Source organism: Plasticicumulans lactativorans, from assembly GCF_004341245.1.
In the GTDB taxonomy this organism is placed as follows: Bacteria; Pseudomonadota; Gammaproteobacteria; order Competibacterales; family Competibacteraceae; genus Plasticicumulans_A; species Plasticicumulans_A lactativorans.
Genome location: NZ_SLWY01000014.1, coordinates 13,090 through 38,977 on the forward strand (window position 1 = coordinate 13,090; position 25,888 = coordinate 38,977).

At 69.0% G+C, this 25,888-nt stretch carries 26 protein-coding genes; 18 read left to right on the forward strand and 8 right to left on the reverse strand.

Annotated features, from left to right (window positions below; genetic code table 11):
- The first annotated feature begins 28 nt into the window (after positions 1–28).
- From EV699_RS13055 to EV699_RS13065, 3 genes are read left to right on the forward strand one after another with little or no spacing between them, the layout of a single operon-like run.
- Positions 29–628, forward strand: coding sequence for a cytochrome b (locus EV699_RS13055; RefSeq protein WP_243662667.1), 600 nt, complete (start codon positions 29–31; stop codon positions 626–628).
- Between the two features lie 4 nt (positions 629–632).
- On the forward strand, positions 633–1,997 hold the full coding sequence (locus EV699_RS13060; protein WP_243662668.1) for a cytochrome C: 1,365 nt from the start codon (positions 633–635) through the stop codon (positions 1,995–1,997).
- 8 nt (positions 1,998–2,005) lie between these two features.
- Positions 2,006–2,395 (forward strand): c-type cytochrome, encoded by a 390-nt coding sequence (locus EV699_RS13065; protein ID WP_132543425.1) that lies wholly within the window; start codon positions 2,006–2,008, stop codon positions 2,393–2,395.
- A gap of 18 nt (positions 2,396–2,413) precedes the next feature.
- Here EV699_RS13065 and EV699_RS13070 read toward each other — a convergent pair whose 3' ends face one another.
- The 3 genes from EV699_RS13070 to EV699_RS13080 form a co-directional block, all read right to left on the reverse strand.
- On the reverse strand, positions 2,414–3,721 hold the full coding sequence (locus EV699_RS13070) for an ABC transporter ATP-binding protein (protein ID WP_132543428.1): 1,308 nt from the start codon (positions 3,719–3,721) through the stop codon (positions 2,414–2,416).
- An 11-nt stretch (positions 3,722–3,732) separates the two neighbouring features.
- Positions 3,733–5,487, reverse strand: a complete 1,755-nt coding sequence (locus tag EV699_RS13075) for an ABC transporter permease (RefSeq protein ID WP_132543430.1) — start codon at positions 5,485–5,487, stop codon at positions 3,733–3,735.
- A 127-nt stretch (positions 5,488–5,614) separates the two neighbouring features.
- Positions 5,615–7,477 (reverse strand): PAS domain-containing sensor histidine kinase, encoded by a 1,863-nt coding sequence (locus EV699_RS13080; protein ID WP_132543432.1) that lies wholly within the window; start codon positions 7,475–7,477, stop codon positions 5,615–5,617.
- A gap of 263 nt (positions 7,478–7,740) precedes the next feature.
- Here EV699_RS13080 and EV699_RS13085 point away from each other — a divergent pair, with 263 nt between their 5' ends.
- The 10 genes from EV699_RS13085 (at position 7,741) to EV699_RS13130 (ending at position 17,981) form a co-directional block, all read left to right on the forward strand.
- The gene (locus EV699_RS13085; RefSeq protein WP_165904132.1) at positions 7,741–8,052 is read left to right on the forward strand and encodes a DUF485 domain-containing protein; all 312 of its coding nucleotides are present in this window, start codon (positions 7,741–7,743) and stop codon (positions 8,050–8,052) included.
- Positions 8,049–9,698 (forward strand): cation acetate symporter, encoded by a 1,650-nt coding sequence (locus EV699_RS13090; protein WP_132543436.1) that lies wholly within the window; start codon positions 8,049–8,051, stop codon positions 9,696–9,698. The genes EV699_RS13085 and EV699_RS13090 overlap by 4 nt, the downstream gene beginning before the upstream one ends.
- Positions 9,699–9,835: 137 nt before the next feature.
- Complete coding sequence (locus EV699_RS13095) at positions 9,836–10,639, forward strand: enoyl-CoA hydratase (RefSeq protein ID WP_132543438.1); 804 nt, start codon at positions 9,836–9,838, stop codon at positions 10,637–10,639.
- 59 nt (positions 10,640–10,698) lie between these two features.
- Positions 10,699–12,339, forward strand: coding sequence for an acyl-CoA synthetase (locus tag EV699_RS13100; protein ID WP_132543440.1), 1,641 nt, complete (start codon positions 10,699–10,701; stop codon positions 12,337–12,339).
- Positions 12,340–12,606: 267 nt separating this feature from the next.
- Entirely contained in the window at positions 12,607–13,647 is a 1,041-nt protein-coding gene (gene moaA, locus EV699_RS13105) for a GTP 3',8-cyclase MoaA (RefSeq protein WP_243662677.1), read from the forward strand.
- Positions 13,648–13,709: 62 nt separating this feature from the next.
- Positions 13,710–14,183 carry a 4Fe-4S dicluster domain-containing protein gene (locus tag EV699_RS13110; protein ID WP_132543442.1) on the forward strand — a complete coding sequence of 158 codons (474 nt, stop codon included), beginning with the start codon at positions 13,710–13,712 and terminating at the stop codon, positions 14,181–14,183.
- 20 nt (positions 14,184–14,203) lie between these two features.
- Positions 14,204–16,060, forward strand: coding sequence for an aldehyde ferredoxin oxidoreductase family protein (locus EV699_RS13115; RefSeq protein WP_132543444.1), 1,857 nt, complete (start codon positions 14,204–14,206; stop codon positions 16,058–16,060).
- 112 nt (positions 16,061–16,172) lie between these two features.
- On the forward strand, positions 16,173–17,429 hold the full coding sequence (locus EV699_RS13120) for an NAD(P)/FAD-dependent oxidoreductase (RefSeq protein WP_132543446.1): 1,257 nt from the start codon (positions 16,173–16,175) through the stop codon (positions 17,427–17,429).
- Complete coding sequence (gene thiS, locus EV699_RS13125; protein WP_243662669.1) at positions 17,426–17,692, forward strand: sulfur carrier protein ThiS; 267 nt, start codon at positions 17,426–17,428, stop codon at positions 17,690–17,692. The genes EV699_RS13120 and thiS overlap by 4 nt, the downstream gene beginning before the upstream one ends.
- The gene (locus tag EV699_RS13130) at positions 17,685–17,981 is read left to right on the forward strand and encodes a hypothetical protein (protein WP_132543448.1); all 297 of its coding nucleotides are present in this window, start codon (positions 17,685–17,687) and stop codon (positions 17,979–17,981) included. The genes thiS and EV699_RS13130 overlap by 8 nt, the downstream gene beginning before the upstream one ends.
- 87 nt (positions 17,982–18,068) lie before the next feature.
- On the opposite strand, the gene EV699_RS13135 is transcribed toward EV699_RS13130, so the two are convergent.
- Positions 18,069–18,692 (reverse strand): adenylate/guanylate cyclase domain-containing protein, encoded by a 624-nt coding sequence (locus EV699_RS13135; protein ID WP_243662670.1) that lies wholly within the window; start codon positions 18,690–18,692, stop codon positions 18,069–18,071.
- Here EV699_RS13135 and EV699_RS20250 point away from each other — a divergent pair.
- The gene (locus tag EV699_RS20250; RefSeq protein ID WP_243662671.1) at positions 18,691–18,924 is read left to right on the forward strand and encodes a hypothetical protein; all 234 of its coding nucleotides are present in this window, start codon (positions 18,691–18,693) and stop codon (positions 18,922–18,924) included. The genes EV699_RS13135 and EV699_RS20250 overlap by 2 nt on opposite strands.
- A gap of 98 nt (positions 18,925–19,022) precedes the next feature.
- Here the strand turns inward: EV699_RS20250 and EV699_RS13140 are convergent, their stop codons facing one another.
- From EV699_RS13140 to EV699_RS20485, 3 genes are all read right to left on the reverse strand, one after another.
- Positions 19,023–19,253 carry a hypothetical protein gene (locus EV699_RS13140; RefSeq protein WP_132543452.1) on the reverse strand — a complete coding sequence of 77 codons (231 nt, stop codon included), beginning with the start codon at positions 19,251–19,253 and terminating at the stop codon, positions 19,023–19,025.
- 153 nt (positions 19,254–19,406) lie between these two features.
- Positions 19,407–19,688 carry a DUF2442 domain-containing protein gene (locus tag EV699_RS13145; protein WP_132543454.1) on the reverse strand — a complete coding sequence of 94 codons (282 nt, stop codon included), beginning with the start codon at positions 19,686–19,688 and terminating at the stop codon, positions 19,407–19,409.
- Positions 19,660–20,175 (reverse strand): DUF4160 domain-containing protein, encoded by a 516-nt coding sequence (locus EV699_RS20485; protein ID WP_341540225.1) that lies wholly within the window; start codon positions 20,173–20,175, stop codon positions 19,660–19,662. The genes EV699_RS13145 and EV699_RS20485 overlap by 29 nt, the downstream gene beginning before the upstream one ends.
- Between EV699_RS20485 and EV699_RS13155 the strand changes: the two genes are divergently transcribed.
- Entirely contained in the window at positions 20,156–20,782 is a 627-nt protein-coding gene (locus EV699_RS13155) for a class I SAM-dependent methyltransferase (RefSeq protein ID WP_132543456.1), read from the forward strand. The genes EV699_RS20485 and EV699_RS13155 overlap by 20 nt on opposite strands.
- On the opposite strand, the gene EV699_RS13160 is transcribed toward EV699_RS13155, so the two are convergent.
- Complete coding sequence (locus EV699_RS13160; RefSeq protein ID WP_132543458.1) at positions 20,760–22,346, reverse strand: bifunctional metallophosphatase/5'-nucleotidase; 1,587 nt, start codon at positions 22,344–22,346, stop codon at positions 20,760–20,762. The two genes, EV699_RS13155 and EV699_RS13160, sit on opposite strands and share 23 nt — an antisense overlap.
- Before the next feature lie 474 nt (positions 22,347–22,820).
- Between EV699_RS13160 and EV699_RS13165 the strand changes: the two genes are divergently transcribed.
- The 3 genes from EV699_RS13165 (at position 22,821) to EV699_RS13175 (ending at position 25,863) form a co-directional block, all read left to right on the forward strand.
- Positions 22,821–24,251 (forward strand): tetratricopeptide repeat protein, encoded by a 1,431-nt coding sequence (locus EV699_RS13165; protein ID WP_132543460.1) that lies wholly within the window; start codon positions 22,821–22,823, stop codon positions 24,249–24,251.
- A 116-nt stretch (positions 24,252–24,367) separates the two neighbouring features.
- Positions 24,368–24,961, forward strand: coding sequence for an NYN domain-containing protein (locus EV699_RS13170; RefSeq protein WP_132543462.1), 594 nt, complete (start codon positions 24,368–24,370; stop codon positions 24,959–24,961).
- A 98-nt stretch (positions 24,962–25,059) separates the two neighbouring features.
- On the forward strand, positions 25,060–25,863 hold the full coding sequence (locus EV699_RS13175) for a S1 family peptidase (RefSeq protein WP_132543464.1): 804 nt from the start codon (positions 25,060–25,062) through the stop codon (positions 25,861–25,863).
- Positions 25,864–25,888: the final 25 nt, after the last annotated feature.

The window sequence follows — 25,888 nt, forward strand, 5'->3', positions numbered from 1 at the left end:
GCCTCGACCAGCCGTTGAGGACCCGCCGATGTCCGTTTCCACCGTTTCCGCCCGCCGCCAGCCGCGGGCCATCATCCTGCTGCACTGGGGCTCGCTCGCCCTGATCCTCGCCGCGGTCACCGTGGTGCTGCTGCGCGAGGCGTTCGACGACCGGGGCGTGCGCCTCGCGCTGCTCGACCTGCACCGCGACGCCGGGCTGCTGGTGCTCGCCGCCACGGCGTTGCGGCTCGCCGCCCGGCTGCGGCACGCGCGGCTGCCGGCGGGCGATGACCCGTGGCCGCTGCGGCTCGCCGCCGCCGGCGTGCACCTCGCGCTGTACCTGCTGCTGGGCGCGCAGCCGCTGCTCGGCTGGGCGCTCTCCGACGCGCGCGGCCAGCATCACGCGCTGTTCGGCGTGCTGCCGCTGCCGGTGCTGTCCGGCGCCGATGCCGATCTCGCCGACACCCTCGCCGACTGGCACGAGGGCGTGGCCTGGGGCCTGGCGGCGCTGGTCGCGCTGCATGCCGCGGCCGCGCTGTGGCACCACTACGTCCGCGGCGACGCGGTGCTGCGGGCGATGCTGCCGGCGGCCGAAGCCGATCCCGGCCGCCTCGAAGCGGGCCTCGAATCCCGTTCCTCCGAGGTCTGAGGCGATGAAAACGCTCCTGCATCGAATCCGCATCCACCGCACCCGCCTGGCGGCGCTCTTCACGCTGCTGGCGCTCGGCCTCGCGGCCGGCGACGCGGCCGCCGTGCCGAGCTTCGCGCGCCAGACCGGCCAGGACTGCGTCGCCTGCCACATCGGCGCCTACGGCCCGCAACTGACGCCGTACGGCATCAGGTTCAAGCTCGGCGCCTACACCGACAGCGACGGCAAGGACGGCAAGGTGCCGCTGTCGGCGATGCTGCTCGGCGGCTTCACCCACACGGCCAAGGGCCAGGCGGAGGCGCCCACCGACCGTACCGGCACCAACAACAACCTCGTGCTCGACCAGGCGTCGCTGTTCGTCGCCGGGCGCGCGAACGACTACATCGGCGCCTTCCTGCAGTCGACCTACACCGGCGCCGACAACACCTTCGCGCTCGACAACGCCGACGTGCGCATGGCGCGCACGCTGGACTACGGCGGCACCGACGTGACCGTCGGCCTGTCGGTGCACAACACGCCGGGCATGCAGGACCCGTTCAACACGCTGCCGGCGTGGCGCTTCCCCTACGTGTCGTCGTCGGTCGCACCCGAACCGGTGGCGGCGCCGCTCTTCGACGGCGGGCTGGAGCAGCACGTCACCGGGCTGTCGGCGTACACCTTCATCAACGACAGCGTCTACGCCGAGCTCGGCACCTACCGCGCGCTGCCGGCGGGCGCGCTGGATACGCTCGGACTCGGCCGCGACAGCTACCCGGGCAAGCTCGACCGCTCGACCGCCTACTGGCGCCTCGCCTACTTCCAGGACCTGAAGAAGTCGGCGTTCTCGGCCGGCGTGTTCGGGTTCGACACCGGCATCGACCCGAGCGGCGACGGCAGCGGCCTCAGCGACGGCTACCGCGACCTCGGCATCGACGCGCACTACCAGTTCCTCGGCACGCGCGAGCACATCGCCACGGTCAACGCGAGCTACATCCGCGAGCACCAGAGCCGCGACGCGACCTTCGCCGCCGGCGGCGCCGACAACCGCAGCGGCCAGCTCAACGAGTTCAACCTGAACGCCTCGTACACCTACGACCAGACCTGGGGCTTCACGGCCGGGCGCTTCATGATCCAGGGCAGCCGCGATGCCACGCTGTACGGCGACGGCAGCGCCAGCGGCTCGCCGGACAGCGCGGGCTACGTGCTGCAGGCCGACTGGACGCCGTGGGGCAAGGAAGGCTCGTGGAACTCGCCGTGGGCGAACCTGCGCGTGGGGCTGCAGTACACGATGTACGACCGCTTCAACGGCGCGAGGCACAACTACGACGGCAACGGCAGCGACGCGAGCGACAACGACACGCTCTATCTCTTCCTGTGGACATCCTTCTGAGGCCCGCCATGCCGAAACAGCGCTTTTCCAGCGTCGCCGCGGCAGGCGCGGCCGTCCTCCTCGTGCTCGCCGGCGCTGCGGCGCACGCCGCCGGTGACCCCCGCCGCGGCGCCGACGTGTTCGCGACCGAATGCGCCGAGTGCCACAGCGTCAAGGCCGGCAAGGACAAGAAGGGACCGTCGCTGTTCGCCGTGCTCGGGCGCCCGTCGGCCGCGAACCCGGACTTCGTCTATTCGGACGCGATGCGCACCAGCGGCATCGTCTGGACCGCGGAGCGGCTCGACGCCTACGTGACGGCGCCGAAGCGCGTCATGCCCGGCGGCAAGATGAAGTACGACGGCCTCGCCGATGCGGCCGAACGCGCCGACCTGCTGGCGTTCCTGGCCGCGCAGCACTGAGCGCGTGCGGCGGGGGCCTCAGGCGGCGGCGCCGGTGTCGGTGCCGGGGTCCTCGGCGCTGAACTCGCCGCTCGCGTAGTCGTAGGCGAACAGCTCCGCGTAGCGGCCCCAGTCGACGATGACGCCGAGCACGCGCTCGGCCTCGTCCTCGCTCAGCGTGTCCTCCAGCTCGCGCAGGAAACGGCTCTCCGGCGCGCGCCGCTGCGGGCGCTCGTCGATGACGCGGCGGATGTGCGCGGCGAGCGGCACGCGGCGCACCAGGTGCTCGGCGAAGATCTCCTTGCGCCGCAGGATGTCGGCTTCGAGGAAGGCCGTGCCGTGGGCGGTCAGCGCGATGTGGCCCTCGCCGACGGTGGCGAAGCCGAGCAGCTCCAGCGCCTCGACGATCGGGAACAGCTCGTCGACCGCGAGCTCCAGCGCATCGGCCACCGCGGCGAGTTCGGCCTGGCTGCCGTAGCTCGGCCAGGCCACCTCGTCGAGCAGGCCGATCATCTGCTGCGCGCCGACGCCGGGCAGGCGGTGCGCGATGCCGGCCGCCTGCAGGCCGCCGGCGCGGGTCATCGCGGCGTAGATGCGGTCGGTCAGGTGGCGGAACGCCGGCGACTCGGGGTCGCGCGGGTGGCGCAGCGTCACCTTCAGCTCGGCCTTCACCCGCCCGGGGTTGGAGTCGAGGATGATGATGCGGTCGGCGAGCATCAGCGTCTCCTCGATGCCGTGCGACACCATGACGATGGCGCGCGTCGGGATCTGCCGCTCCAGCCACAGGTCGAGCAGGTCGCCGCGCAGGGTTTCGGCGGTCGGCACGTCGAGCGCCGAGAACGCCTCGTCCATCAGCAGCACGTCGGGGTTGACGACCAGCGCGCGGGCGAAGCCGACGCGCTGGCGCATGCCGCCCGACAGCTCCTTCGGGTAGGCCGACTCGAAGCCGTCGAGGCCGATCAGGTCGATCGCCGCCAGCGCCCGCGCGCGCCGCTCGGCCGCCGGCACGCCCTGCGCCTCCAGCCCGAGCTCGACGTTCTGCAGCACGTTGAGCCACGGGAACAGGCCGAAGGTCTGGAACACCATGCTGATGCCGGGCACCGGGCGCGTGACCGGCGCGCCGCGGTAGCGCACCTCGCCGTCGCTCGCGCGCATCAGCCCGCAGAGGATGCGCAGCAGCGTCGACTTGCCGCAGCCGGAGCGGCCGAGGATGGCGAGGATCTCGCCGGCGCGCACGTCGAGGTCGATGCCGTCGAGGATGACGATGTCGCCCTTCTCCGGGGCGGGGTAGCGCTTGCTGACGCCGCGCAGCGTGAGCAGCGTCTCGGTGGGGGCGGTCGCGGACATGACGGGCGATCTCAGTCGGTGGCGAGGCGCTGCTGCGCCCGGTCGTACAGGGGTTTCCAGACGAGGCGGTTGAACACGACCACGTACAGGCTCATCACCGCGATGCCGAGCACCACGCGCGGGTGGTCGCCGGCGGCGGTCTGCTGGGCGATGTAGGCGCCGATGCCGGTGGCGTTCAGCGTGGTCCGGCCCCAGGTGACGACCTCCGAGACGACGCTCGCGTTCCACGCCCCGCCCGAGGCGGTCAGCCCGCCGGTCAGGTAGGCCGGGAACACCGCCGGCAGCAGCACCCGGCGCCAGTACAGCGCGCCGCGCAGGCCGAGGTTGGCGGCGGCTTCCCGGAGGTCGTTCGACAGCGCCGCGGCGCCGGCGATCACGTTGAACAGGATGTACCACTGGGTGCCGAGGATCATCAGCGGGCTGACCCAGATCTCCGGGTCGAGGCCGTAATGGACGATGCCGAGCACCGCCACCGGGAACAGCAGGTTGGCCGGGAACGCCGACAGGAACAGCGCCACCGGCTGCACGTGCTGCGCGAGGCGCGGGCGCAGCCCGATCGCGATGCCGACCGGGACCCACAGCGCGGTCGCCAGCGCCGTCAGCACCACCACCCGCAGCAGCGTGCAGCCGCCGAGCACGAAGACCCGGCCGATCTCGGCGTAGCTCGCCTCGGTCAGCACGAAGCGCGCGAGCAGCACGATGCTCGCCGCCGCGCCGGCGAACAGCGCGAGGCTCCAGGCCGCTCCCGCCCAGCCGGCGAGCGCCACGCGGCGCCACTTGATCCGCGGCACCGGGCGCCACGCGCGCCGCGGCAGGCGCCGCGCGAGCGCGCGCGCCACCGCGCCGGTCGCCGCGCGCAGCAGCCCGGCCAGCGCGCGCAGCCCGTGCGCCCGCGCGAACAGGTCGAGTACCCAGGAGCGCGGCGCCGCCTGCCCCTGCGAGAACTCGAACTTGAAGCGGTCGGCCCAGGCCACCAGCGGGCGGAACACGAGCTGGTCGTAGAGCGCGATCACCACCGCCATGCACAGGATCGCCCAGCCGATCGCGCCGAGGTCCTCGTGCTGGATCGCCAGCGCGATGTAGGAGCCCACGCCCGGCAGCGTCACCGTCTGGTTGGCGACGGTGATCGCCTCCGAGGCGACGACGAAGAACCAGCCGCCGGAGACCGACATCATCGTGTTCCAGACCAGGCCGGGGATCGCGTACGGCACCTCCAGCTTCCAGAAGCGCTGCCAGGGCGACAGCCCGAACAGGTCGGCGACCTGGTAGAGGTCCTTCGGCAGCAGGCGCAGCGCGTAGAAGAAGCTGAACGCCATGTTCCACGCCTGCGAGGTGAAGATCGCGAAGATCGCCGCGCATTCGGCACCGAGCAGGCTGCCCGGGAAGAGCTGCACGAACCAGATCACCGTCACCGACAGGAAGCCGAGGATCGGCACCGACTGCAGCACGTCGAGCAGCGGGATCAGCAGCTGCTCGGCGCGCCGGCTCGACGCCGCGAGCTTGGCGTAGACGAAGGTGAAGACGAAGGAGCAGGCGAGCGCGGCCGCCATGCGCAGCGTCGTGCGCAGCGCGTACTCGGGCAGGTGCACGGGGTCGAGCGAGATCGGCAGCGGCGCGCCGAAGGTGTAGGGCACGGTCATGCCGCGGCTGCCCCAGGCGAGCAGGAACAGCCCGCCGCAGACCAGCGGCAGCGCGAGCAGGTCCCAGCGGTTCGGCAGGCGGCTGAGCAGGCCCGGCGCGGTGGGCAAGGTCGTGTGCAGGCTCATCGTGGACGCTCGACGGGGGGACGGGGCGCACGCCGGCTGCCGCCGGGGGGTGCGGGGCACGCCTATCATGCCTGCCGGCGCCGGCGCGCGTGTTAACGCCGAACGGCCGCCGCCGGCTGCGGCGAGCTCAGATGCCGGGGGTGGCGGAGGCGGGGGCCGCCGGCAGCGTGAAGCTGAAGATCGCGCCGCCCTCGGGGTTGTCGTCGGCCCACAGCTGGCCGCCGTGGGCCTCCATGATCGAGCGGCTGATCGACAGGCCGAGCCCCAGGCCCTTGGGCTTGGTGGTGTAGAACTGCTCGAACAACTGCTCGGGGTCGGTCGACGGCAGGCCCGGCCCGCAGTCGATCACGTGCACCGCCACGCAGCCCTCCGCGGTGAGATCGGAGCGCACCAGCACCGGGCTGGCGATTCCGCCGGAGGCATCGCCGGGCGCGGCCTCCATCGCGTTGCGCAGCAGGTTGAGCAGCACTTGTTCGATCTGCACGCGGTCGGCGAGCACCGTCGGCAGGTGCGGGGCGAGTTCGGCCGCCAGGTGCACGCCGTGGCGGCGCGCCTCCGGCAGGCAGAAGCGCAGCATCTCGCGCACCACCGCGTTGACGTCGATCGGCAGGCGCTGGAACTCGCTCTTGCGGGCGAAGCCGCGCAGCCGGCGGATGATCTCGCCGGCGCGGCTGGCCTGCTGCGCGATGCGCTCGAGCGCGCCCTTGATCACCTCAGCCTCGGCCGGCGGCGTCGCCTCCATGCGCCGGATCGCGCCGCGCGCGTAGTTGACGATCGCCGCGAGTGGCTGGTTCAGCTCGTGCGCGAGCCCCGAGGCCATCTCGCCCAGCGTGATCAGCCGCGCCACGTGCGCCATCTCGTGCTGGTGGCGCTGCACCAGTTCCTCGGCGTGGCGCCGCTCGCTCATGTCGCGCACCACGGTCGAGAAGTACTCGATGCCGTCGCCCTCGTCCGGGTGCGAGAGGATCACCTGCGATACCGGCAGTTCGCGCCCCTTGGCGTCGATGAACGCGGTCTCCCCGCTCCAGGTGCCGGTGGCGCGCGCCGTCGCCAGGCCCTCGCTCTCGACGCGCGCGTAGGCCGCCGGTGGCATCAGTTCGCGCAGGCGCAGCGGGCGGTTGCCGGTGGCGGGCAGCGTCAGCGTGCGCAGCGCGGCCTCGTTCAGGTAGGTGATGCGCCCGCTGCCGTCGAAGAACACCACCAGGTCGGTGGTGGCCTCGACGATGCGCGCCAGCCGCCGGGTGGCGCGTTCGGCGAGCACGCGCCGGCTGACGTCGCGCGACACGCTGATGATCTCCAGGAGCTCGCCGCTGCCCGGGTCGCGCAGCGTGCGGCTGGTGCTCTCCAGCCACACGTAGTGGCCGTCCTTGTGGCGGTAGCGGTAGGTGCCGACGTAGATGCCGCGCTCGTAGGCGACGGTGGGCGCGCGCTCCTTGTAGGTGCGCCGGTCGTCCGGGTGGAACAGGTCGAGCGAGGACACCCCCACCAGCTCCTCGGGCCGGTAGCCGAGCAGCGTGGTGGCGGCCGGCGAGGCGTAGAGGAAGGTCCAGGTGCCGGGGGTGTGGCGCGAGATGATGTCGGTCGACTGCTCGGCGAGCAGGCGGTGGCGCGCCTCGCTGATGCGCAGCGCCGCCTCGGTCTGGCGGCTGTCGGTGACGTCGCGGCCGAAGACGTGGACGGCCGGCCCGGCCTCGCCGTCGCTGGCGGCCGGCACGTAGGTCCACGCCAGCGTGCGCGCGCCGGCGCGCGCCTCGGCGTCCTGCACCGCCTCGCCGTGCTGCAGGCAGGCGCGCACCAGTTCGTGGTGGCCGGTGGGCAGCACCAGGCGGACGTCGGTGAGCTGGACCTTCGCCAGCAGCGCCGCGGTCGCCGGGTTGCTGGCGAGCACCTCGCCCTCGGCCGAGCAGGCGAGCACCGGCTCGGGCAGGCGGCCGACCAGGCGGGTGAAGGCTTCGAGCCCGGACGAGCCGGTGTCGGGCAATGCGCTCATGCGGTCTTTCCTTTTGAGATAAGTAAAAACCCTAATATTTATATCTTGTTTGGCAGTATGTGTTGCGATAGTCTGCGCAAAACACCTAGTCATCTTCGCATGATAGAGATGCACAGCACGTCGTTGCCGACTCACGAGGTCGACTGCGAACCGGCGCCGGGCTTCGCCGCTGCGTCCGGGGCACCCGCCCGGACCCCGCCCGCGAGCCACCCAGCCACGGCGGCCTGCGCCGGGCGGTCGCAACCAGAATGAGGAAAACGCGTATGTCCCTGTCGGTACCGGAACGGATCATGGCGTGTCCGCGCTTCCAGCGCCTCGCCGCCACGCGCTCGCGCTTCGCGTGGACGCTCGCCGCGCTCGTGCTCGCGCTCTACTACGGCTACATGCTGCTGGTCGCCTTCGCACCGCAGGTGCTGGGCGCGCGGCTCGCGGAAGGGGGCACCACGACCTGGGGGGTGCCGGTGGGGGCGGCGATCATCGTCTTCTCGTGGCTGATGACCGGCCTCTACATCCGTCGCGCGAACGTCGAGTTCGACGCGCTGACCGACGCCGTCCTCGAGGAGCACGCCCGATGAGCCGCCTGCACGGTCTTGCCGTTGCGGCGCTCGCCGCGCTCGCGCCCGTCGCCCACGCTGCCGGCGAGGCGCCGAAGGCGCCGGTCAACGTGACCGCGATCGCGATGTTCCTGGTGTTCGTCGCCATCACCATGGGCATCACCTACTGGGCGGCCTCGCGCACGCGCTCGGCGAAGGACTTCTACACCGCCGGCGGTGGCATCACCGGCTTCCAGAACGGGCTCGCGATCGCCGGCGACTACATGTCGGCGGCGACCCTGCTCGGGCTCTCCGGCATGGTGTTCGCGCGCGGCTACGACGGCTTCATCTACGCGATCGGCTTCTTTGTCGGCTGGCCGGTGATCATGTTCCTGATGGCCGAGCGGCTGCGTAACCTCGGCAAGTACACCTTCGCCGACATCGCCTCGTACCGCCTGCAGCAGACGCCGATCCGCACGCTGGCGGCGCTCGGCACGCTCGCGGTGGTGGCCTTCTACCTGATCGTGCAGATGGTCGGCGCCGGCAAGCTGATCCAGCTGCTGTTCGGCCTCGACTACTGGATCGCGGTGGTGCTGGTGGGCTCGATCATGGTCGTCTACGTGACCTTCGGCGGCATGCTGGCGACCACCTGGGTGCAGATCATCAAGGCCGTGCTGCTGCTCGCCGCGGGCACCTTCATGCTGGTGATGGCGATGTCGCGCTTCGGCTGGAGCTTCGAGGCGCTGGCGCAGCAGGCGAGCGCGGTGCACAGGATGGGTGACGCGCTGCTCGCGCCGGGCGCGCTGCTGGCCGATCCGGTGTCGGCGATCTCGCTGTCGCTCGGCCTGGTGTTCGGGCTGGCCGGCCTGCCGCACATCATGATGCGCTTCTTCACCGTCACCAACGCCAGGGAAGCGCGCAAGTCGGTGTTCTACGCCAACGGCTTCATCGGCTACTTCTTCCTCGTGGTGTGCACGCTCGGCCTGTGCGCGGTGGTCATCGTCGGCACCGACGCGCGCTTCCTCGGCGCCGACGGCAAGCTGCTCGGCGGCGAGAACATGGCGGCGATGCACCTGGCCAAGGCGGTGGGCGGCGACCTGTTCCTCGGCTTCATCTCGGCGGTGGCCTTCGCGACCATCCTCGCGGTGGTGGCGGGGCTCGCGCTCGCCGGCGCCTCGGCGGTGTCGCACGACCTCTACGCCTGCGTGATCAAGCGCGGCCAGGCCGACGAGCGCGCCGAGATGCGCGTGTCGCGCCTCGCCACGGTGGCGATCGGGCTGGTGGCGATCGTCCTCGGCATCCTGTTCGAGAACCAGAACATCGCCTTCATGACCGCACTGACCTTCGGCGTGGCGGCGTCGAGCAACTTCCCGGTGCTGCTGCTCTCGATGTACTGGAAGGGGCTGACCACGCGCGGCGCGCTGGTCGGCGGGCTGACCGGGCTGCTCAGTGCGGTGGTGTTCGTGGTGCTCGGCCCGACCGTGTGGGTGAAGGTGCTCGGCCATGCCGCGCCGCTGTTCCCCTACGACCAGCCGGCGCTGTTCTCGATGCCGCTCGCCTTCGCGGTGATCATGCTGGTGTCGAAGCTCGACGACAGCCGCCAGGCCGGGGACGAGCAGGCGCGCTTCACCGAGCAGTACGTGCGTGCGCAGACCGGCCTCGGCGCCGAGGCGGCGAGCGCGCACTGAGGACGGGCGCGGTGACAAGCGGCGGGCGCCTGCTAGGGTTGTGGGCGACCCGCGCGACAGACGCGGGCAGCATGCCGAAGCCGCGGGGCGCCACCCCGCGGCCGGGGCAGAACGACGACACGAGGGGAAGCACCACCATGAGCACCGTTGCGGCCGACGCCACCGAGGCCCCGCTGCTGCTGCGCGCCGATGCCGACGGCATCGCCACGCTGACGCTGAACCGTCCGGCGCAGTTCAACAGCCTGTCGGGTGCGCTGATCGGCGACCTGCAGGCGGCGCTCGACGCCATCGCCGACGACCCCGCGGTGCGCGTGGTGGTGATCGCCGGCGCCGGCAAGGCCTTCTGCGCCGGGCACGACCTCAAGGAGCTGCGCGCGTCGACCGACCGCGCCTTCCACGAAACGCTGTTCAACCGCTTCGGCCGCCTGATGCTGACGCTGACGCGGCTGCCGCAGCCGGTGATCGCGCGCGTGCACGGCATCGCCACCGCGGCCGGCTGCCAGCTCGTCGCCAACTGCGACCTGGCGGTGTGCGCCGACACCGCGCGCTTCGCCGTCAGCGGCATCAACCTCGGCCTGTTCTGCGCCACGCCGGCGGTGGCGCTGTCGCGCAACCTCGGCCGCAAGGCGGCGCTGGAGCTGCTGCTCACCGGCGAGTTCATCGACGCCGCCACCGCGCTCGCGCGCGGGCTGGTCAACCGCGTGGTGCCGGCCGCCGGACTCGACGCCGAGATCGCACGCCTCGCCGCCGCCATCGTCGCCAAGAGCCCGGCCGCGATCGCCTCCGGCAAGACGATGTTCTACCGCCAGCTCGAACTCGGGCTGGAGGATGCCTACGCCTATGCGGCGGAGGAGATGGCCCGCAGCATGGGTACGGCCGATGCCTGCGAGGGCATCGACGCCTTCATCGGAAAGCGTCCGCCGGTGTGGCAGGGGCGCTGATTCCGCGGTTTCGCACAAGGGCCGCACGCGCGCGGTCCGCATGACATCGAGGTGGGAACATGCAGCACAACCCGTATGAACTGGGGCTCGAACGCAACGCGGCCAACTTCGCCGCCCTGTCGCCGCTGAGCTACCTGGCGCGCGCCGCCGACGTGTACCCGAACCGCATCGCCAGCGTGCACGGCACGCTGCGCCGCACCTGGGCCGAAACCTACACGCGCTGCCGGCGCCTCGGCTCGGCGCTCGCCGCGCGCGGCATCGGCGTCGGCGACACCGTTGCGGTGATGCTGCCGAACATCCCCGAGATGCTCGAGGTGCACTTCGGCGTGCCGATGTGCGGCGCGGTGCTGAACACCCTCAACGTGCGCCTCGACGCCGAGGCGATCGCCTTCATGCTCGCCCACGGCGAGGCCAAGGTGCTGATCACCGACCGCGAGTTCTCCGACACCATCGAGAAGGCCCTGCGCCTGGTGCAGAAGCGCCCGCTGGTGATCGACGTCGACGACCCGCAGTACGAGGGCGGCAAGCTGCTCGGCACGCTCAATTACGAGCAGCTGCTCGGCGAGGGCGACCCGGACTACGCCTGGCAACTGCCCGCCGACGAATGGCAGGCGATCTCGCTCAACTACACCTCGGGCACCACCGGCAACCCCAAGGGCGTGGTCTACCATCACCGCGGCGCCTACCTGAACGCCGTCTGCAACGTGCTCGCCTGGGACATGGGGCAGCACCCGGTCTACCTGTGGACGCTGCCGATGTTCCACTGCAACGGCTGGTGCTTCCCGTGGACGCTCGCCGCCGCCGTCGGCACCAGCGTGAGCCTGCGCGCGGTGCGCCCCGAGCCGATCTTCGCCGCGATCAAGGAAGAGAAGGTCAACCACTTCTGCGGCGCGCCGATCGTGCTGAACATGCTGAACAACGCCCCGGCCGAGCTGAAGACCGGCATCGATCACCCGGTCAAGGTGATGACCGCCGGCGCCGCGCCGCCGGCCGCGGTGATCGAGGGCATGGAGCGCATGGGCTTCAAGGTCACCCACGTGTACGGGCTCACCGAGACCTACGGCCCCTGCGTGTCCTGCGCCGAGCAGGACGGCTGGGACGCGCTGCCGATCGACCAGCAGGCGCGCATCAAGTCGCGCCAGGGCGTGCGCGCGCCGATGCAGGAGGGGCTGATGGTCGCCGACCCGACCACCCTCGAACCCGTGCCGCAGGACGGGCGCACGCTGGGCGAGGTGTTCATGCGCGGCAACGTGGTGATGAAGGGCTACCTGAAGAACCCCGCCGCCACCGACGAGGCCTTCGCCGGCGGCTGGTTCCACTCCGGCGACCTCGCCGTGTGGCACGCCGACGGCTACATCGAGATCAAGGATCGCTCGAAGGACATCGTCATCTCCGGCGGCGAGAACATCTCCACGATCGAGGTCGAGGACGTGCTCTACCGCCACCCGGCGGTGATGGAGGCCGCGGTGGTCGCCCGCCCCGACAGCAAGTGGGGCGAGACGCCCTGCGCCTACGTGACGCTCAAGCCCGGCGCCGAGGACACCACCGAGGCCGACGTGATCGCCTTCTGCAAGACGCAGATGGCGGGCTACAAGGTGCCGAAGACGGTGGTCTTCGGCCCGCTGCCGAAGACCTCCACCGGCAAGATCCAGAAGTTCATCCTGCGCAACCAGGCGAAGGAGCTCGGCTCGCTCAGTTGATCGCGGTTCGCTCGACCGGGATCTTGGCCGCTGCGCCGAAGGGCGCAGCGGCTTTTTTTTTGCGCCGCTGCCGCGATCCGGCCCCGGCTTGACCGCGCGCAAGGCGCGCCGGCGTTCACCGGGTGCAGGCTGCGCCGCGGCGTTGGCTTACCTCCGATGCCACACCGCCGCCGCCGCGACGATCGGCTAAGCTCTTAACGTTGCGCCGGTACCCGGCCGGAGGAGCCTGCGGCCGGCGCCCGTGCCACCCGTGAGGACCTATCCGTGATCGAATCCGCCGTCGCCGGCGTGGCGGCACCGGCCGCGCATCCGCAACCGACGCCCGCCCTGATCGACCGCTTCGGTCGTCACGTCACCTACGTGCGCCTGTCGGTCACCGACCGCTGCGACTTCCGCTGCGTCTACTGCATGGCTGAGGAGATGCACTTCCTGCCGCGCGCGCAGGTGCTGACGCTCGAGGAGCTCGCCGAGGTCGGCCGTGCCTTCGTCGAACTCGGCGTGCGCAAGATCCGCCTCACCGGCGGCGAGCCGCTGGTGCGCCGCGACGTGCTGCAGTTGTTCGAGGACCTCGGCCGCCTGCCGCAGTTGAAGGAACTGGTGCTCACCACCAATGGCTCGCAGCTCGAACGCCTCGCCGCGCCGCTGCGCGCGGCGGGGGTGGCGCGCATCAACGTCAGCCTCGACAGCCTCAGGCCCGAGCGCTTCCGCCGCATCACCCGCGTCGGCGAACTCGACGCCGTGCTGCGCGGCATCCGCGCCGCGCAGGCGGCCGGCTTCGCGCGCATCAAGCTGAACGCGGTGATCCTGAAGCACCGCAACGAGGACGAGGTCGTCGACCTCGCCCGCTTCGCGATCGGCAACGGCTTCGACATCAGCTACATCGAGGAGATGCCGCTCGGCGTGATCGGTGACCACGACCGCGCCGCCGCCTACTACTCGTCGGATGCCATCCGCCGCGACCTCGAACGCCACTTCGAGCTGGTCGCCACCACCGAGACCACCGGCGGGCCGTCGAAGTATTACCGCGTGCCGGGCACGGCCTCGCGCATCGGCTTCATCTCGCCGCACAGCCACAACTTCTGCGGCGACTGCAACCGCGTGCGGGTATCGGCCGAGGGCCGGCTGCTGCTGTGCCTGGGGCAGGAGCACTCGGTGGACCTGCGCCACGTGCTGCGCGCCCACCCGGGCGAGCGCGAGCGCCTGAAGCAGGCGATCGTCGAGGCGATGCAGATCAAGCCCAAGGGCCACGACTTCGACCTGCGCGCGCAGCCGGTGATCATGCGCCACATGAACATGACGGGCGGCTGAAGGCCGCCAAAAACCGCCAGCGGAGCCGGCGTCAACCACGAGAGAGAGAGGAGGGTCGGCACATGCTGAGATCGCTGCACATCGATCCGCAGAAATGCACGGGCTGCCTGCAGTGCGAGATGGCGTGCTCCTACGAGAACGAGAAGGTCTTCAACCCCGCCAAGTCGCGCATCAAGGTGTTCAACTTCCACGACGAGGGCCGCTTCGTGCCCTACACGTGCACGCAGTGCGCCGAGGCCTGGTGCCTGCACGCCTGCCCGGTCGAGGCGATCACCAAGAACAAGCTGACCGGCGCGATGGAGGTCGCCGATTCGGTGTGCGTGGGCTGCAAGGTGTGCACGATCGCCTGCCCGTTCGGCACCGTGAACTACAACGAGACGACCGGCAAGGTCATCAAGTGCGACCTGTGCGGCGGCGACCCCGCCTGCGCCAAGGCCTGCCCGACCGCCGCGATCACCTACGTCGACGCCAACTTCACCGGGCTGGAGCGCATGCGTGCCTGGGCGGCCAAGACCAGCGCCGGCGCCCGCGCCTGACACCGGAGGAGGACATCACCATGGCCTGGACCCGCAAGATCCTGCGCGTGAACCTCACCCAGGGCACCTGCACCCCCGAAGCGCTGAACATGGCCTGGGCACGGGACTACCTCGGCCAGCGCGGGCTGGCGAGCAAGTACCTGGCCGAGGAGATCGACCCGCGGGTCGACGCGCTGTCGCCCGACAACAAGATGATCATGACCACCGGCCCGCTCACCGGTACCGCGGCCTCGACCAGTTCGCGCTATTCGATCGTCACCAAGAGCCCGCTGACCGGTGCCATCGCCTGTTCGAACTCCGGCGGCTTCTTCGGCGCCGAGCTGAAGAACGCCGGCTGGGACATGATCATCTTCGAGGGCCGCGCGCCCGCGCCCGTCTACCTGTTCCTGCACAACGACCGCGCCGAGCTGCTGTCGGCCGAGGCGATCTGGGGCCGCTCGGTGTGGGAGACCGACCACTGGATCCACCAGCGCCACCAGGACCCGCAGATCCGCGTCGCGGCGATCGGCGCCGGCGCCGAGAAGGGCGTGCTGTTCGCCGCCGTGGTCAACGACCTGCACCGCGCCGCCGGGCGCTCCGGCGTCGGCACGGTGATGGGCTCGAAGAATCTCAAGGCCGTCGCCATCCGCGGCGAGCTCGGCGTCGGCAACATCCGCGACCCCGAGGGCTTCATGAAGGCCGTCGTCGACGCCAAGGCGGTGCTCGCCGGCAACGCCGTGACCAGCGCCGGCCTGCCCACGTACGGCACCCAGGTGCTGATGAACGTGATCAACGAGATGGGCGCGATGCCCACGCGCAACTGGCGCGAGATCCAGTTCGAGGGCGCGAGCGCGATCTCCGGCGAGGCGATGCACGAGCCGCGCGCCTCCGACTGCAAGCCCAACCTGGTGCGCAACGCCGCCTGCTTCGGCTGCACCATCGCCTGCGGGCGCATCTCGACGATCGATCCCAGCCACTTCACGCTGCGCGGCGAGGGCCGTGACCGCTACAAGGTCGCCTCCGGCGGCCTCGAATACGAAGCCGCCTGGGCGCTCGGTTCCGACACCGGCGTGTCGGACATCGACGCGCTGACCTACGCCAACTTCATCTGCAACGAGCACGGCCTGGACCCGATCTCGTTCGGCGCGACCGTCGCCGCGGCGATGGAGCTGTACACGATGGGCGTGCTCACGCAGGCGCACACCGGCGGCATCGCGCTCGACTTCGGCAATGCCGAGGCGCTGTGCACGCTCGCCGAGCTGACCGGCCGCGGCGAGGGCTTCGGGCTGGAGATCGGCCTCGGCTCGAAGCGCCTGTGCGCCAGGTACGGCCACCCGGAGCTGTCGATGACCGTCAAGGGCCAGGAGTTCCCGGCCTACGACGCGCGCGCGATCAAGGGCATGGGGCTCACCTACGCCACCAGCAACCGCGGCGCCTGCCACCTGCGCAGCTACACCGTGGCCTCGGAGGTGCTCGGCATCCCGGTGAAGACCGACCCGCTGGCCACCGAGGGCAAGGCCGAGCTGGTCAAGGCCTTCCAGGACGCCACCGCGGTGGTCGACTCCACCGGGCTGTGCGTGTTCACCACCTTCGCCTGGACGCTCGCCGACATCCAGCCGCAGGTCGCCGCCGCCTGCGAGGGCGACTGGAGCATGGAGAAGCTCGCCGAGGTGGGCGAGCGCATCTGGAACCTCGAACGCCAGTTCAACCTCGACGCCGGGCTGACCGCCGCCGACGACACCCTGCCGCCGCGCCTCTTGAAGGAGCCGGCGAACACCGGGCCGGCCAAGGGCCACGTCAACGAGCTCGACCAGATGCTGCCCGAGTACTACCGCATCCGCGGCTGGACCGAGGACGGGCGGCTGAAGCCCGATCTGCGCGAGCGCCTCGGCGTCTGAGCCGCGCCGCCGGCCCCTGCGTCCGCGGGCGCAGGGGCGGGGGCCGGCGCCCGCGCCGGCCGCGATCCCACCAAGCCACCGGGCCGCGATGCGGCCCGGGGAGGAGCCGCCGATGAACCGCTACGTGATCGTCGGTGCCGGCCCGGCCGGCGTCATCGCCGCCGAGACCCTGCGCGACACCGACCCCGCCGGGGACGTCACGCTGATCGGTGACGAGCCCGAGCGCCCGTATTCGCGCATGGCGATCCCCTACCTGCTGATCGGCAAGATCGGCGAGGAGGGCACGCACCTGCGCAAGGCGCAGACGCACTACGACAGCCGCGGCATCCGCGTGCTGCGCGACCGCGTCGAGCGCGTCGACGCCGGCGCACGGCGCCTGTTCCTGGCGAGCGGCGGGGCGATGGACTACGACCGCCTGCTGGTGTGCACCGGCTCGCGCCCGCTGCGCCCGCCGGTGCCCGGCATCGACCTGCCCGGCGTGCACACCTGCTGGACCCTCGACGACGCCCGCCACATCGCCGCGCGCGCCGCGCCCGGCGCCCGGGTGGTGCTGGTCGGCGCCGGCTTCGTCGGCTGCATCGTGCTCGAAGCGCTGGCGCTGCGCGGCGTGCACCTGACCGTGCTGGAGATGGGCGACCGCATGGTGCCGCGGATGATGAACCCGACCGCCGGCGGGCTGATCAAGCGCTGGTGCGAGGGCAGGGGCGTGCGCGTGCTGACCTCGACGCGCGTCGCCGCGATCCGCGCCGGTGCCGCGGCGCCGCTGCAGGTGGTGCTCGACGGCGGCGAGGTGCTCGACGCCGACCTCGTCGTCTCCGCCGCCGGGGTCGCCCCCAACGTCGAGTTCCTGCAGGGCTGCGGCATCGACAGGGAGCGCGGACTGCTGATCGACCACCACCTGCAGACCAGCGTGCCCGGCATCTACGCCGCCGGCGACGTCGCCCAGGGCCGCGACTTCTCCACCGGCGGGCTCGAAGTCCACGCGATCCAGCCCACCGCGAGCGAGCACGGCCGCATCGCCGCGCTCAACATGGCCGGCGTGCCCACCGAGTACCGCGGCAGCTTCAACATGAACGTGCTCGACACCCTGGGGCTGATCTCCAGCTCCTTCGGGCTGTGGATGGGCGTGCCCGGCGGCGAATCGGTCGAGATGGTCGACGCCGAGCGCTTCCGCTACCTGCAACTGCAGTTCGACGGCGAGCGCATGGTCGGCGCCACCGCCGTCGGCCTCACCCAGCACGTCGGCGTGCTGCGCGGGCTGATCCAGGGCGGCGTCAGGCTCGGACCGTGGAAGGCGCAGCTGCTGCGCGACCCGCTGCGCCTGATGGAAGCCTGGCTCGCGCGCAACTTCACCGCGCAGGCGGCGTGAGGGCGCCACCCGTGCGGGTGACCGTGAAGCTCTACGCCACCCTCGGCGCCTGGCTGCCGCCGGGCGCGGTGCGCAACGTCGCGCCGTTCGAGCTGCCCGACGGCAGCAGCGTCGCCGAGGCCATCGAGCGCCTCGGCGTGCCGCCCGGGCAGGTGCACCTGGTGCTGGTCAACGGGCAGTTCGTCGCGCCCGAGGCGCGCGCCGGCCGGCGCCTCGCCGCCGACGACGCGCTCGCCCTGTGGCCGCCGGTCGCCGGTGGCTGAACCCCTGCCGCCGTGGCGGCGCGAGATGGCGCTCGACCGCGCCGAGTTCCTGCGCTGCCTGCCGCACGCGCTCGCCGGCCGCCCCTGGCAGGCGAGCGGCGACGGCTTCGTGGTCGACACCGCCGGCGGGCGCGTGCTGATCCGCCTCGGCCCCACCGGCGAGCGCCGCATCGCCGGCCTGCGCCTGCCGTCGACGCCGGTCGAACTCGACTTCGGCGCCTGCAGCGCCGACGCCGCGCACGCGCTGCTGCGCGACTTCGCGCGGGGCTTCCAGCGCGGCGGGGGGTAGCGGGGAGAGGCCGCAACACCGGGCCGGGGCGTGGCGTGATGGCCGCGTCGACCGGCCGGCGCGTGCGTTACGCAGCGCCGGCGCCGCTCAGGCGCGCAACCGGTACGCCGTCACCGGGCCCTCGATGCCCTTCAACGGGTAGGCGTGGCTCTCCGCGTTCGGGCAGAGGTCCGACACCTGCCGGTAGACCTCCTCGGTGACCAGCACCTCGCCGGGTTGCGCCGTGCCCTGGATGCGGGACGCCAGATTGACCATCGAGCCGATGATCGTGAAGTCCTTGTACGCCGTGCCGACTTCGCCGATCGACGCAAAGCCGGTATGGATGCCGATCCCGATGCCGACGGGGCAGGTCTCGCCGTGCGCGTCGATGACCCGGAGCCGCTTCTTCTCCGCGCATCGCTGCTGCAGGTCGAGGCCCGCCAGGACGGCCTGGCGGACGTGGTCCTCGCGCAGGATGGGGAAGTTGAAGATGGCCAGCACGGCGTCCCCGATGAACTTGTTGACGATGCCGTCGCGCTCCCACACCGCGGCGGCGCAGGCATCGTAGAACTCGTTGAGCATGCCCACGACCTCGCCGGTTTCCGTGCCTTGCGCGAGGCTCGTGTAGCCGCGCAGATCGGCAAAGAGCACCGTCGCCGGAATGGTCAGCTGCTTCCTGCGCTTGACCCGGGTGAACATCGTCTCGCAGATCGTGCACAGGTTGGGGTTCATGTGGCTGATCCTGATCCCGAGCATCCGGAACGGGATGGACAATGGCCCGCGGATGGGAATCGGCACGTGCATGTGCTGCCAGCAGCCCTTGCAGATCCTGGATGGTGAGGTGGCCATGGGCGTGTTCCTGTGGAAACGCTTCGGGGTGGCGGGAGCTTCCTGGACGATGCGACGGCGCGCAGCCGACCTGTGGCGGCCAGATGATCCCGTCCGGGATCGCGCGACCCTATAAGCGTAGTGGCTGGCGCGCGCACGGCCTCGCCCCGGCCCGGCACATCCGTCGACGCCCTCCCGACACCCGCCGCCGGCCCGCAAAGCATCGCCGTCGACTCATTTTGGTGCGGCGCCGACGCTTTGCGGGTCGGCGGCGATGGTCCGGGAGTCCCCGCCGACGGTCTGCAGGTCGGCGAGCGGGTTCCGGGTGTCCCCGCCGCTGCTTTTTTCATCGGCGCCGATACCCTGAACGCCCCCGTCGATGTTGCGGGCATCCTGCCCGAGCGTTTTCGGGGCGGCGTCGACGCTCGAAGTGTCCGCGCCGGGATTCCGCACGTCGACGTGCACCGGACGGGCGCACCCGCCGATGCCTTGAGGGGCGGCGCGGGCTTCCGGAACGTCCCTGCCGGGCGTGCGAGTATCGACGGACCTGCCCGCGAGGCCGGCGCCGGTATCCGGGCACCCCGGCGACACCCGGTTCACCGGCGGCTCGGCGGATGGTCAACGGCCTGGTCGGTCGGCGCCTCCGGCGGCTACGTCTGATATCAGTGGAAAGCGATCGGGATGGCGAATGGATTCGACGGATAAATCGATGTCCAGTTGCGGCCAATAAAGATGATCGGGGCTCGGCCACTCCACAGCGCATATCTGTTCGATGGTTGCCTGTTTGAACCAGGGAAACTCCGAGAACGGAAGCATGAGTTCTTCGTCTCCGAGGAGTAGCCAGAAACCGTGTCTGGAGACATGGGTGACCTCAGCGGCCAAAGTGTTTGTTCCAGGCATCGGTGATCTCCTTTATGTGACGGGCAACGACGCGCTCCGCTTCGGCCAGTTCTTTGGCAGACAGCCCCGTGTGGGTGGCGAGCGCGATGGTCGGTTCGAGCCAGAACTTGGCTTCGCCATCAGGGTGCGCCACGTGGACATGCATTCTCGGCTCTTCGCGCGAAAAGAAGAAAAGCCGAAACGGACCATCGCGAACAACGGTTGGTGCCATAATCACTGCCGGCGTTTTAATTAAGGACGGGCGATCCATCGACCCTGTAAGCGCGTTCGCAGCCACAGGGCGATCTTCAAAAAATAGTGTTCGATCAAGCGGTTGACAAGGAGCCGGGTGGGCGCCCGCTCGGGTGTCGAGCGTAGCGGTGTTGCCGACATCCTGCCCGATACGTTTGGAATCGACACCGGGCCGGCGCAGTCGCCCGCGCCGGCCCCGGCCCCGGCCCTGATCATCCCCACCCCCCGGAGCCCCGATGCCCTTCAGTTCGCGCAACGGCAAAGACTTCACCGTCGAGGTCGTCGAAACCCTGTACCGGCAGTGCGGCGAGCGCCTGGCGATCCTCGACCTCGGCGCCGGTTCCGGCACCTATCCGCGGCTGTTCGCGCAGAGTGCCCTGGTGCGCGCACGCTGCGAGTGGTGGGGGGTGGAGGTCTGGGAGCCCTACGTCGACCGCTTCGGGCTGCGTGCGCTGTACGACACGCTGCTCGTCGCCGACATCCGCGACCACGCCGGCGCGCTGGCGCCGCTGCCGCAGCGGCACTTCGACCTCGCCATCGTCGGCGACGTGCTCGAACACATCGAGGTCGCCGAGGCGACGGCGCTGTTCCGCTGGCTCGCCGGGTTCTGCGCGCACCTGCTGCTGTCGATCCCGATCAAGCACTACCCGCAGGGCGAGGTCGACGGCAACCCCTACGAGCGGCACGTGGTCGACGACTGGTCGCACGCCCGCGTGCTGGCCTGGCTCGACGGTGAGGTCCGCAGCGCCGGGGCGCCGTGCTGGAGCTGCGCCGACTGCCGCTGCTACCGCGACGTCGGCGTGTACGTGCTGGCCAACGCCCGTGCCGCGCGGGCGGCGCTCAGTAGCAGCGCGTCTGCCTGAGCGCGCCGGTGTCGGTGGTGGCGCTCGGTGCGCCGCTGCCGCCCATCGCCTGCGGCAGTTGCTTGAGCTTCGCGATCAGCAGCGCCTTCAGTTCGAAGCGCGCGTCGCCGGCCGGGCGGATACGGTTGGCGGGGTCGGCGATGCCGAGTTCGGCGACGTCGCTGCCCCGCAGCAGGAAGTCGTTGAGCGCCACGCGGTAGTCGGCATCCGGGTCGAGCGCCTGGCCGCCGATCAGCCAGCGGCCGTCGTCGGCGCGGCTTACGCCGGCGCTCTGCAGGAAGCTGCCGTGGCCGCGGCGGCGCGGATTGCCGTCGAAGAGCTTCTGCAGCGTCGCGCCGGGCACCCACACCAGTTGCGCCTGACCGGGGTAGGGCAGCACGCGCAGCACGTCGTAGCCGCTGATCGCGCCGTCGAGGACGTCGTCGATGCGGATCGAGCCGCTGTTGAACAGCGCGAGTTGGGCGTCCGGGAAGCGCTCCAGCATCGCACCGGCGATCAGCTCGGTGAGGGCGGTCGGGCCGCTGCGCACCGAGGCCTCGCGGCCGTCGAGGGGCGCCGCGGGCGTGGCGATGGTCGCGGCCGGGTCGATGCCCTGCGCGGCGAGCGCCGCGTGCGCCTGCGCGACGATGCCGTCGATCAGCGTGCGCACCGCGGCGTCCTCGGTGAGGTCGGCGGTGATGTCCTGCAGGCAGGAGTCGATGCGCAGGCGGCGCGTGGCCGGCGCGTAGGCGAGCCGGTGCACGTAGACGGTGCGGGCGTTGGCGTCGGCCTTGGCGATCGGGGTGAAGCGCGGGCCGCGCTGCAGGTAGATGTTCTCGTGCTCGTGGCCGCCAAGGATCAGGTCGATCGCCGGCACCTGCTGCGCGAGGCGGATGTCCTGTTCGAGCGGCAGGTGGGTGATGGCGATGACGATGTCGGCGCGCCCGGCGTCGCGCAGTTGCGTGGCGATGCGGCTGGCGGCGGCGACCGTGTCGGCGTCGATGCGGATGCCGGCCGGCGTGGGCGTCGGCAGCGTCAGGCCGAACAGGCCGACCCGCAGCATCGCGCCGCTGCCGTCGCCGATCTCGACGACCTTGCCGGGGACGACGCGCTGCGTGTACGGCGCGCGCGCCGGGAAGGTGATGTTGCCGGCGAGCCAGGTGAAGGCAGATTCGTCGAGGCGCGCGTCGAGATCGTCGGGCTTCAGGTCGAACTCGTGGTTGCCGAAGGTCATGAAGTCGAGCTTCAGCGCGTTCATCGCCGCGATCATCTGCCGACCGCGCAGGCGCCGGCCGTCGACCTCGGCCTCGCCGAGCGCCGACGGGCTCAGCAGGTCACCGGCGAGGACCGCGAACACGGGGTGCTTGCCGTCGCCCTGGCCGAGCGCCTTCAGCAGCGTGGCGACACGCGCGAGCCCGCCGCGCCCGGCGAGCGGCTGCAGTTCGTAGACGTCGTTCATCTGCACCAGCGTCAGGCGCACCTCGCCGTCGGCGGCATCGGCGCCGGCGGGCGCGGACGGCAGCAGGGCGAACAGCGCAGCGAACAGCAGGGCGCGGCACGCGGCAGCGCGGAGTACGAAGATCATCGGCAGCCTCCGGTTCGGAGCGGGTGGTCACGCGGCGCGATGCGGGCGCCCGGCAGGACTGTAGTCGAGTGCGGACGGGGGCGACGGGGTTGGCGGCCCGGGCGGGCGAAGGGGGCGCTGAAGGGGCTCATGACCACGGGCCCTGGCGCGCGAGGCTACGCCGTCGCCGACACGGTTCGGCGCGGCAGAACGGGCGAGCGCCGGCAAATGCGGCCCGCATAACAATGTTCATGAGCGACTAAGGTGTTGAATGTCAATCATTTTGTGACGAATCGAGATATGCGTTAGGCGGACGGATCACCGCACTATTTTTTATTACGGCGATCCGTCCGCCTAACGCAGGCGGGAGCTCGTGGGTGTGGCCTTGCCAAGTGACTGTGCGGCCGCTACTTTTCGGTAAATGTCCAGCGCCAGCGGGTGTGTTTAGGCGGCCGATAGGTCGTCTACTTGTAGTTGGGCTTGGAGTAGACTGTTGTGAGTCAAATCGCTGTAATCATCGTTAAGCAATTGAATAGGTTGCCGAAGTCACTACTTCAGGTGGCGGCTGCTGTGATTGCTGTCGGTGTCTATGGTGCTGCGTTGTTGGCCTTGAAGTGGTGGGCATATCCTGGTTGGACTTGGCGTGGCTATCTGACAGACATCAAGGCCCTAGTCGGTCTGCTCCTATTTGCCTCCCCCTTCTTATTCTGGCTGTGGCAACTCTATCGAGGTAGGTCAGCGGCAGAGTCCGCCACTGCTGCAGTTCGTAGCGGATTGCAATCTGCCAAGCTACCGCTCGTAGTCCTAGCCCTTTTCACACTCATGCTTGCTATCGCGACCGCGCTGTTCGTCATTGGTGAGCGTCCGGTCTCCCCCATACTCATACAATACATCCAACACAGCAACTGGAAACATGCAAAAGAGCAACTGACGGTACTGTCGAAAGATCCGCTGAGGGCCGAGATCCTCGACACCTTTCGGATGTTCCTATCAGTGCATGAACTAGCCGAGCGAGACCGCCTGAAGGAGAGCGGCTCACTGCGCGAAGATCGTGACAAGATCAAGCAACTGTTGGATGCAGGGCACGATTACTACTTATTTAATTCCCTTTCGTATGCCGAGCTGTCGAAGGCAATCCATTTCGTTGAAGATGCAAGCGGGAGTGAAAAGAGCCTAAACGAGGGGATTAGACTTCTGCTCAACCGCATGATGGTAGTTCGCGAGCCCTTAAGCCGAGCAGTCCTTCTCGCTCGCATAGGCGAACTAGAGCTTGCTGCGAAGGAATATGACCGTGCCCGGATGTTCTTCCAGATGGCCCTCGAGGTTGAAACACGACCAACCCCAATCGCTCGCCTACGAGCCAATCTCGGCAATACTTACGCCGCCTCGCAGGATTTCGGACAAGCGGCCAAGCTTTACGCTGATGCTGAGCAACATTACCCGGAAGGGCGTCGTGCGCTCTTTTATTCAAACTACGGGTACCTCCTTCTGCTTGCAAAAGATTTCCGTAACGCAAAGGCGAAAGTAGAACAAGCGCTTCGAGTGGACCCGACAGACTGGTACTCATACCTTAACCTTGGGTTGATCAAGGAGGCCCTCGGAGCCTACGAGGACGCATTAGTAGATTTCCGGAAGGTAATCGAACGCTCTGAAAATCCGGACTCAAAACGCGAAGCACAGATATTTGCTGGCCGATGCCTCGAACTTTCGCAGGGTCCCTCCTCCGAGTATCTACCTCTTTACCTGCAAGCGGATGGAAGAAGTATAACGCCCCCTCAGATCGAGCGTTTGCAGAAAGATCAAATGGCACTGGCTGATTTGTACCGTACTATGGCCAAGCATCTTGAAGATACTAACACCCACGGCATCGAGGGATATATCAATTGGTTTCGTACACGCGCCAAACAGTTGGCAGGCACACAGTAGTTGGTATTGTGGCCCAACAACCGCCTGCAGCCGACGCCCTACAGCCTACGCTCCTACGTCGCTGCGGCTTCCGGGCGCGGCTGAGGCGCAGCGTTAGACCCACAAGGAGAGTTTCGATGTCGCCCAAGAAAAAGAGCAAAAAGGATCCGCAGCCCTTTATTCGCGCGGGAGCCGCCAAGCCGCACGCAGAGTTGGTCAATGACTTCGTCCACGTCTTTGTCGACGACCAAAACTTGTTCTGGGGCGTACTCAACTCTGGTCAGGGCGGCGGCTACCGCGTGGATTTTGGTCGCTTGCTAACGACAGCATCGAAGGATGCCAATGGCAAGACGCGGTACGTGAAGAGTGCCTACATAGCTGGTGTAATCCCGGACGATGACTCGTTTTGGAAGATTGCCGAGCACCAAGGCTTCATCGTCAGGCGCGGCTATCTCAGCAGCAGCGGAGGTCAAACGCGATCAAAGCAGGACGATGCGTACCTGATCACCGAGATCACATCCACGCTTTACGAGCAAAAAGGCCCTTCAACCATCGTGCTTGTAGCAGGAGACGCCGATTACGTTCCTCCATTGATTCGTGCAAATGAGAAGGGCTGGCGCGTTGAAGTTGCGTTCATCGAGCGAGGCCTTTCGTCAGCCCTAGACCCAGTCAGTCACTTGTTTCGCACGGTGAACGTATCTTCCATTCAGTACCTACCCTCTGGCCGATAGAAGTGGGTCTAACTATTCACTCAAACGGACCGATCAATCGCTTCGCGATTGATGCGGCCGCTTAGTTCACGCGTTAGGCCCCACACCCACCCCCCGCTATGCTCACCGCGCTGTACAACAAGGTCTCCCCAGCCTGCTGCTACGTCACAGTCTTTCTGGGCGACGAACGGATCAGCGAAGGTACCGGCTTCGCCTACACCAGCGACGGGGAAGTTCTCACCGCTGCACACGTCGTTACAGGCCGCTGGCCTATCAAGCACGAGGACTATCTAGATCCGAATCAACGAATCTTCTGCAAGTTCCCCGGTCTGCCAGTTGTCGAGTACCGAGTCTTCTTCTGCTGCATTGAGATTGAAGTTCTTGGCTTTCTCGGCAGGGTCCAACTTGACATTGCTGTACTCCTACCAAAGCAACTGCACTCCGCCGCGGTGTCGCATCTACCAGCACTTGTTGAACCGCCAAAGTTGGGACAGAGGGTCTTCTTGGCTGGCTATTCCGAGGAACTGGAACTGCCGTTTAAGGTCGAGAAACTTCTCCCGCCTGATATGCGCGGAGTATCCGACTTCCTCGATGCCATGCACAAGGGCTACATGGCGGATATGACCGGGCCTCTGATCAAGCACGGGTACATTGGCAATCTACGGCGCGTTGTTGCTCAGAACACCCAACTCGGTGAGCAGGTCGAGTGCGATGTCATGTACATCGACAACTCCATGCATCCCGGTGCAAGTGGAGGACCGGTATTCGATGAAAGCGGCGACGCCGTTGGCATCATCTCACAGCGAGCAACCACGATTGTCGAGGCCGGCAAGGAAGGAAAGATCTCTGTTCCTTCCGGCTGCACTGTTGCCATTAGCCTGGCGCCACTACTGCATGTCGCGCGCAAAACTGGTGGGGCCTAACCCCTTATATGGACTCCCCTGTAAA

Coding starts and splice junctions, on each gene's coding strand:
- EV699_RS13135 (WP_243662670.1), bottom strand. CDS start 18,692: ATGAACCCCAACCTGTGCACGATCTGCGAGACGATGTTCACCCGGGTC.
- EV699_RS13120 (WP_132543446.1), top strand. CDS start 16,173: ATGAACCGCTACGTGATCGTCGGTGCCGGCCCGGCCGGCGTCATCGCC.
- EV699_RS13060 (WP_243662668.1), top strand. CDS start 633: ATGAAAACGCTCCTGCATCGAATCCGCATCCACCGCACCCGCCTGGCG.
- EV699_RS13160 (WP_132543458.1), bottom strand. CDS start 22,346: ATGATCTTCGTACTCCGCGCTGCCGCGTGCCGCGCCCTGCTGTTCGCT.
- EV699_RS13155 (WP_132543456.1), top strand. CDS start 20,156: ATGCCCTTCAGTTCGCGCAACGGCAAAGACTTCACCGTCGAGGTCGTC.
- EV699_RS13070 (WP_132543428.1), bottom strand. CDS start 3,721: ATGTCCGCGACCGCCCCCACCGAGACGCTGCTCACGCTGCGCGGCGTC.
- EV699_RS13055 (WP_243662667.1), top strand. CDS start 29: ATGTCCGTTTCCACCGTTTCCGCCCGCCGCCAGCCGCGGGCCATCATC.
- EV699_RS13110 (WP_132543442.1), top strand. CDS start 13,710: ATGCTGAGATCGCTGCACATCGATCCGCAGAAATGCACGGGCTGCCTG.
- EV699_RS13090 (WP_132543436.1), top strand. CDS start 8,049: ATGAGCCGCCTGCACGGTCTTGCCGTTGCGGCGCTCGCCGCGCTCGCG.
- EV699_RS13145 (WP_132543454.1), bottom strand. CDS start 19,688: ATGCCTGGAACAAACACTTTGGCCGCTGAGGTCACCCATGTCTCCAGA.
- EV699_RS13175 (WP_132543464.1), top strand. CDS start 25,060: ATGCTCACCGCGCTGTACAACAAGGTCTCCCCAGCCTGCTGCTACGTC.
- EV699_RS13095 (WP_132543438.1), top strand. CDS start 9,836: ATGAGCACCGTTGCGGCCGACGCCACCGAGGCCCCGCTGCTGCTGCGC.
- EV699_RS13080 (WP_132543432.1), bottom strand. CDS start 7,477: ATGAGCGCATTGCCCGACACCGGCTCGTCCGGGCTCGAAGCCTTCACC.
- EV699_RS20250 (WP_243662671.1), top strand. CDS start 18,691: ATGTGGCTGATCCTGATCCCGAGCATCCGGAACGGGATGGACAATGGC.
- EV699_RS13100 (WP_132543440.1), top strand. CDS start 10,699: ATGCAGCACAACCCGTATGAACTGGGGCTCGAACGCAACGCGGCCAAC.
- EV699_RS13085 (WP_165904132.1), top strand. CDS start 7,741: ATGTCCCTGTCGGTACCGGAACGGATCATGGCGTGTCCGCGCTTCCAG.
- EV699_RS13065 (WP_132543425.1), top strand. CDS start 2,006: ATGCCGAAACAGCGCTTTTCCAGCGTCGCCGCGGCAGGCGCGGCCGTC.
- EV699_RS13170 (WP_132543462.1), top strand. CDS start 24,368: ATGTCGCCCAAGAAAAAGAGCAAAAAGGATCCGCAGCCCTTTATTCGC.
- EV699_RS13115 (WP_132543444.1), top strand. CDS start 14,204: ATGGCCTGGACCCGCAAGATCCTGCGCGTGAACCTCACCCAGGGCACC.
- EV699_RS13075 (WP_132543430.1), bottom strand. CDS start 5,487: ATGAGCCTGCACACGACCTTGCCCACCGCGCCGGGCCTGCTCAGCCGC.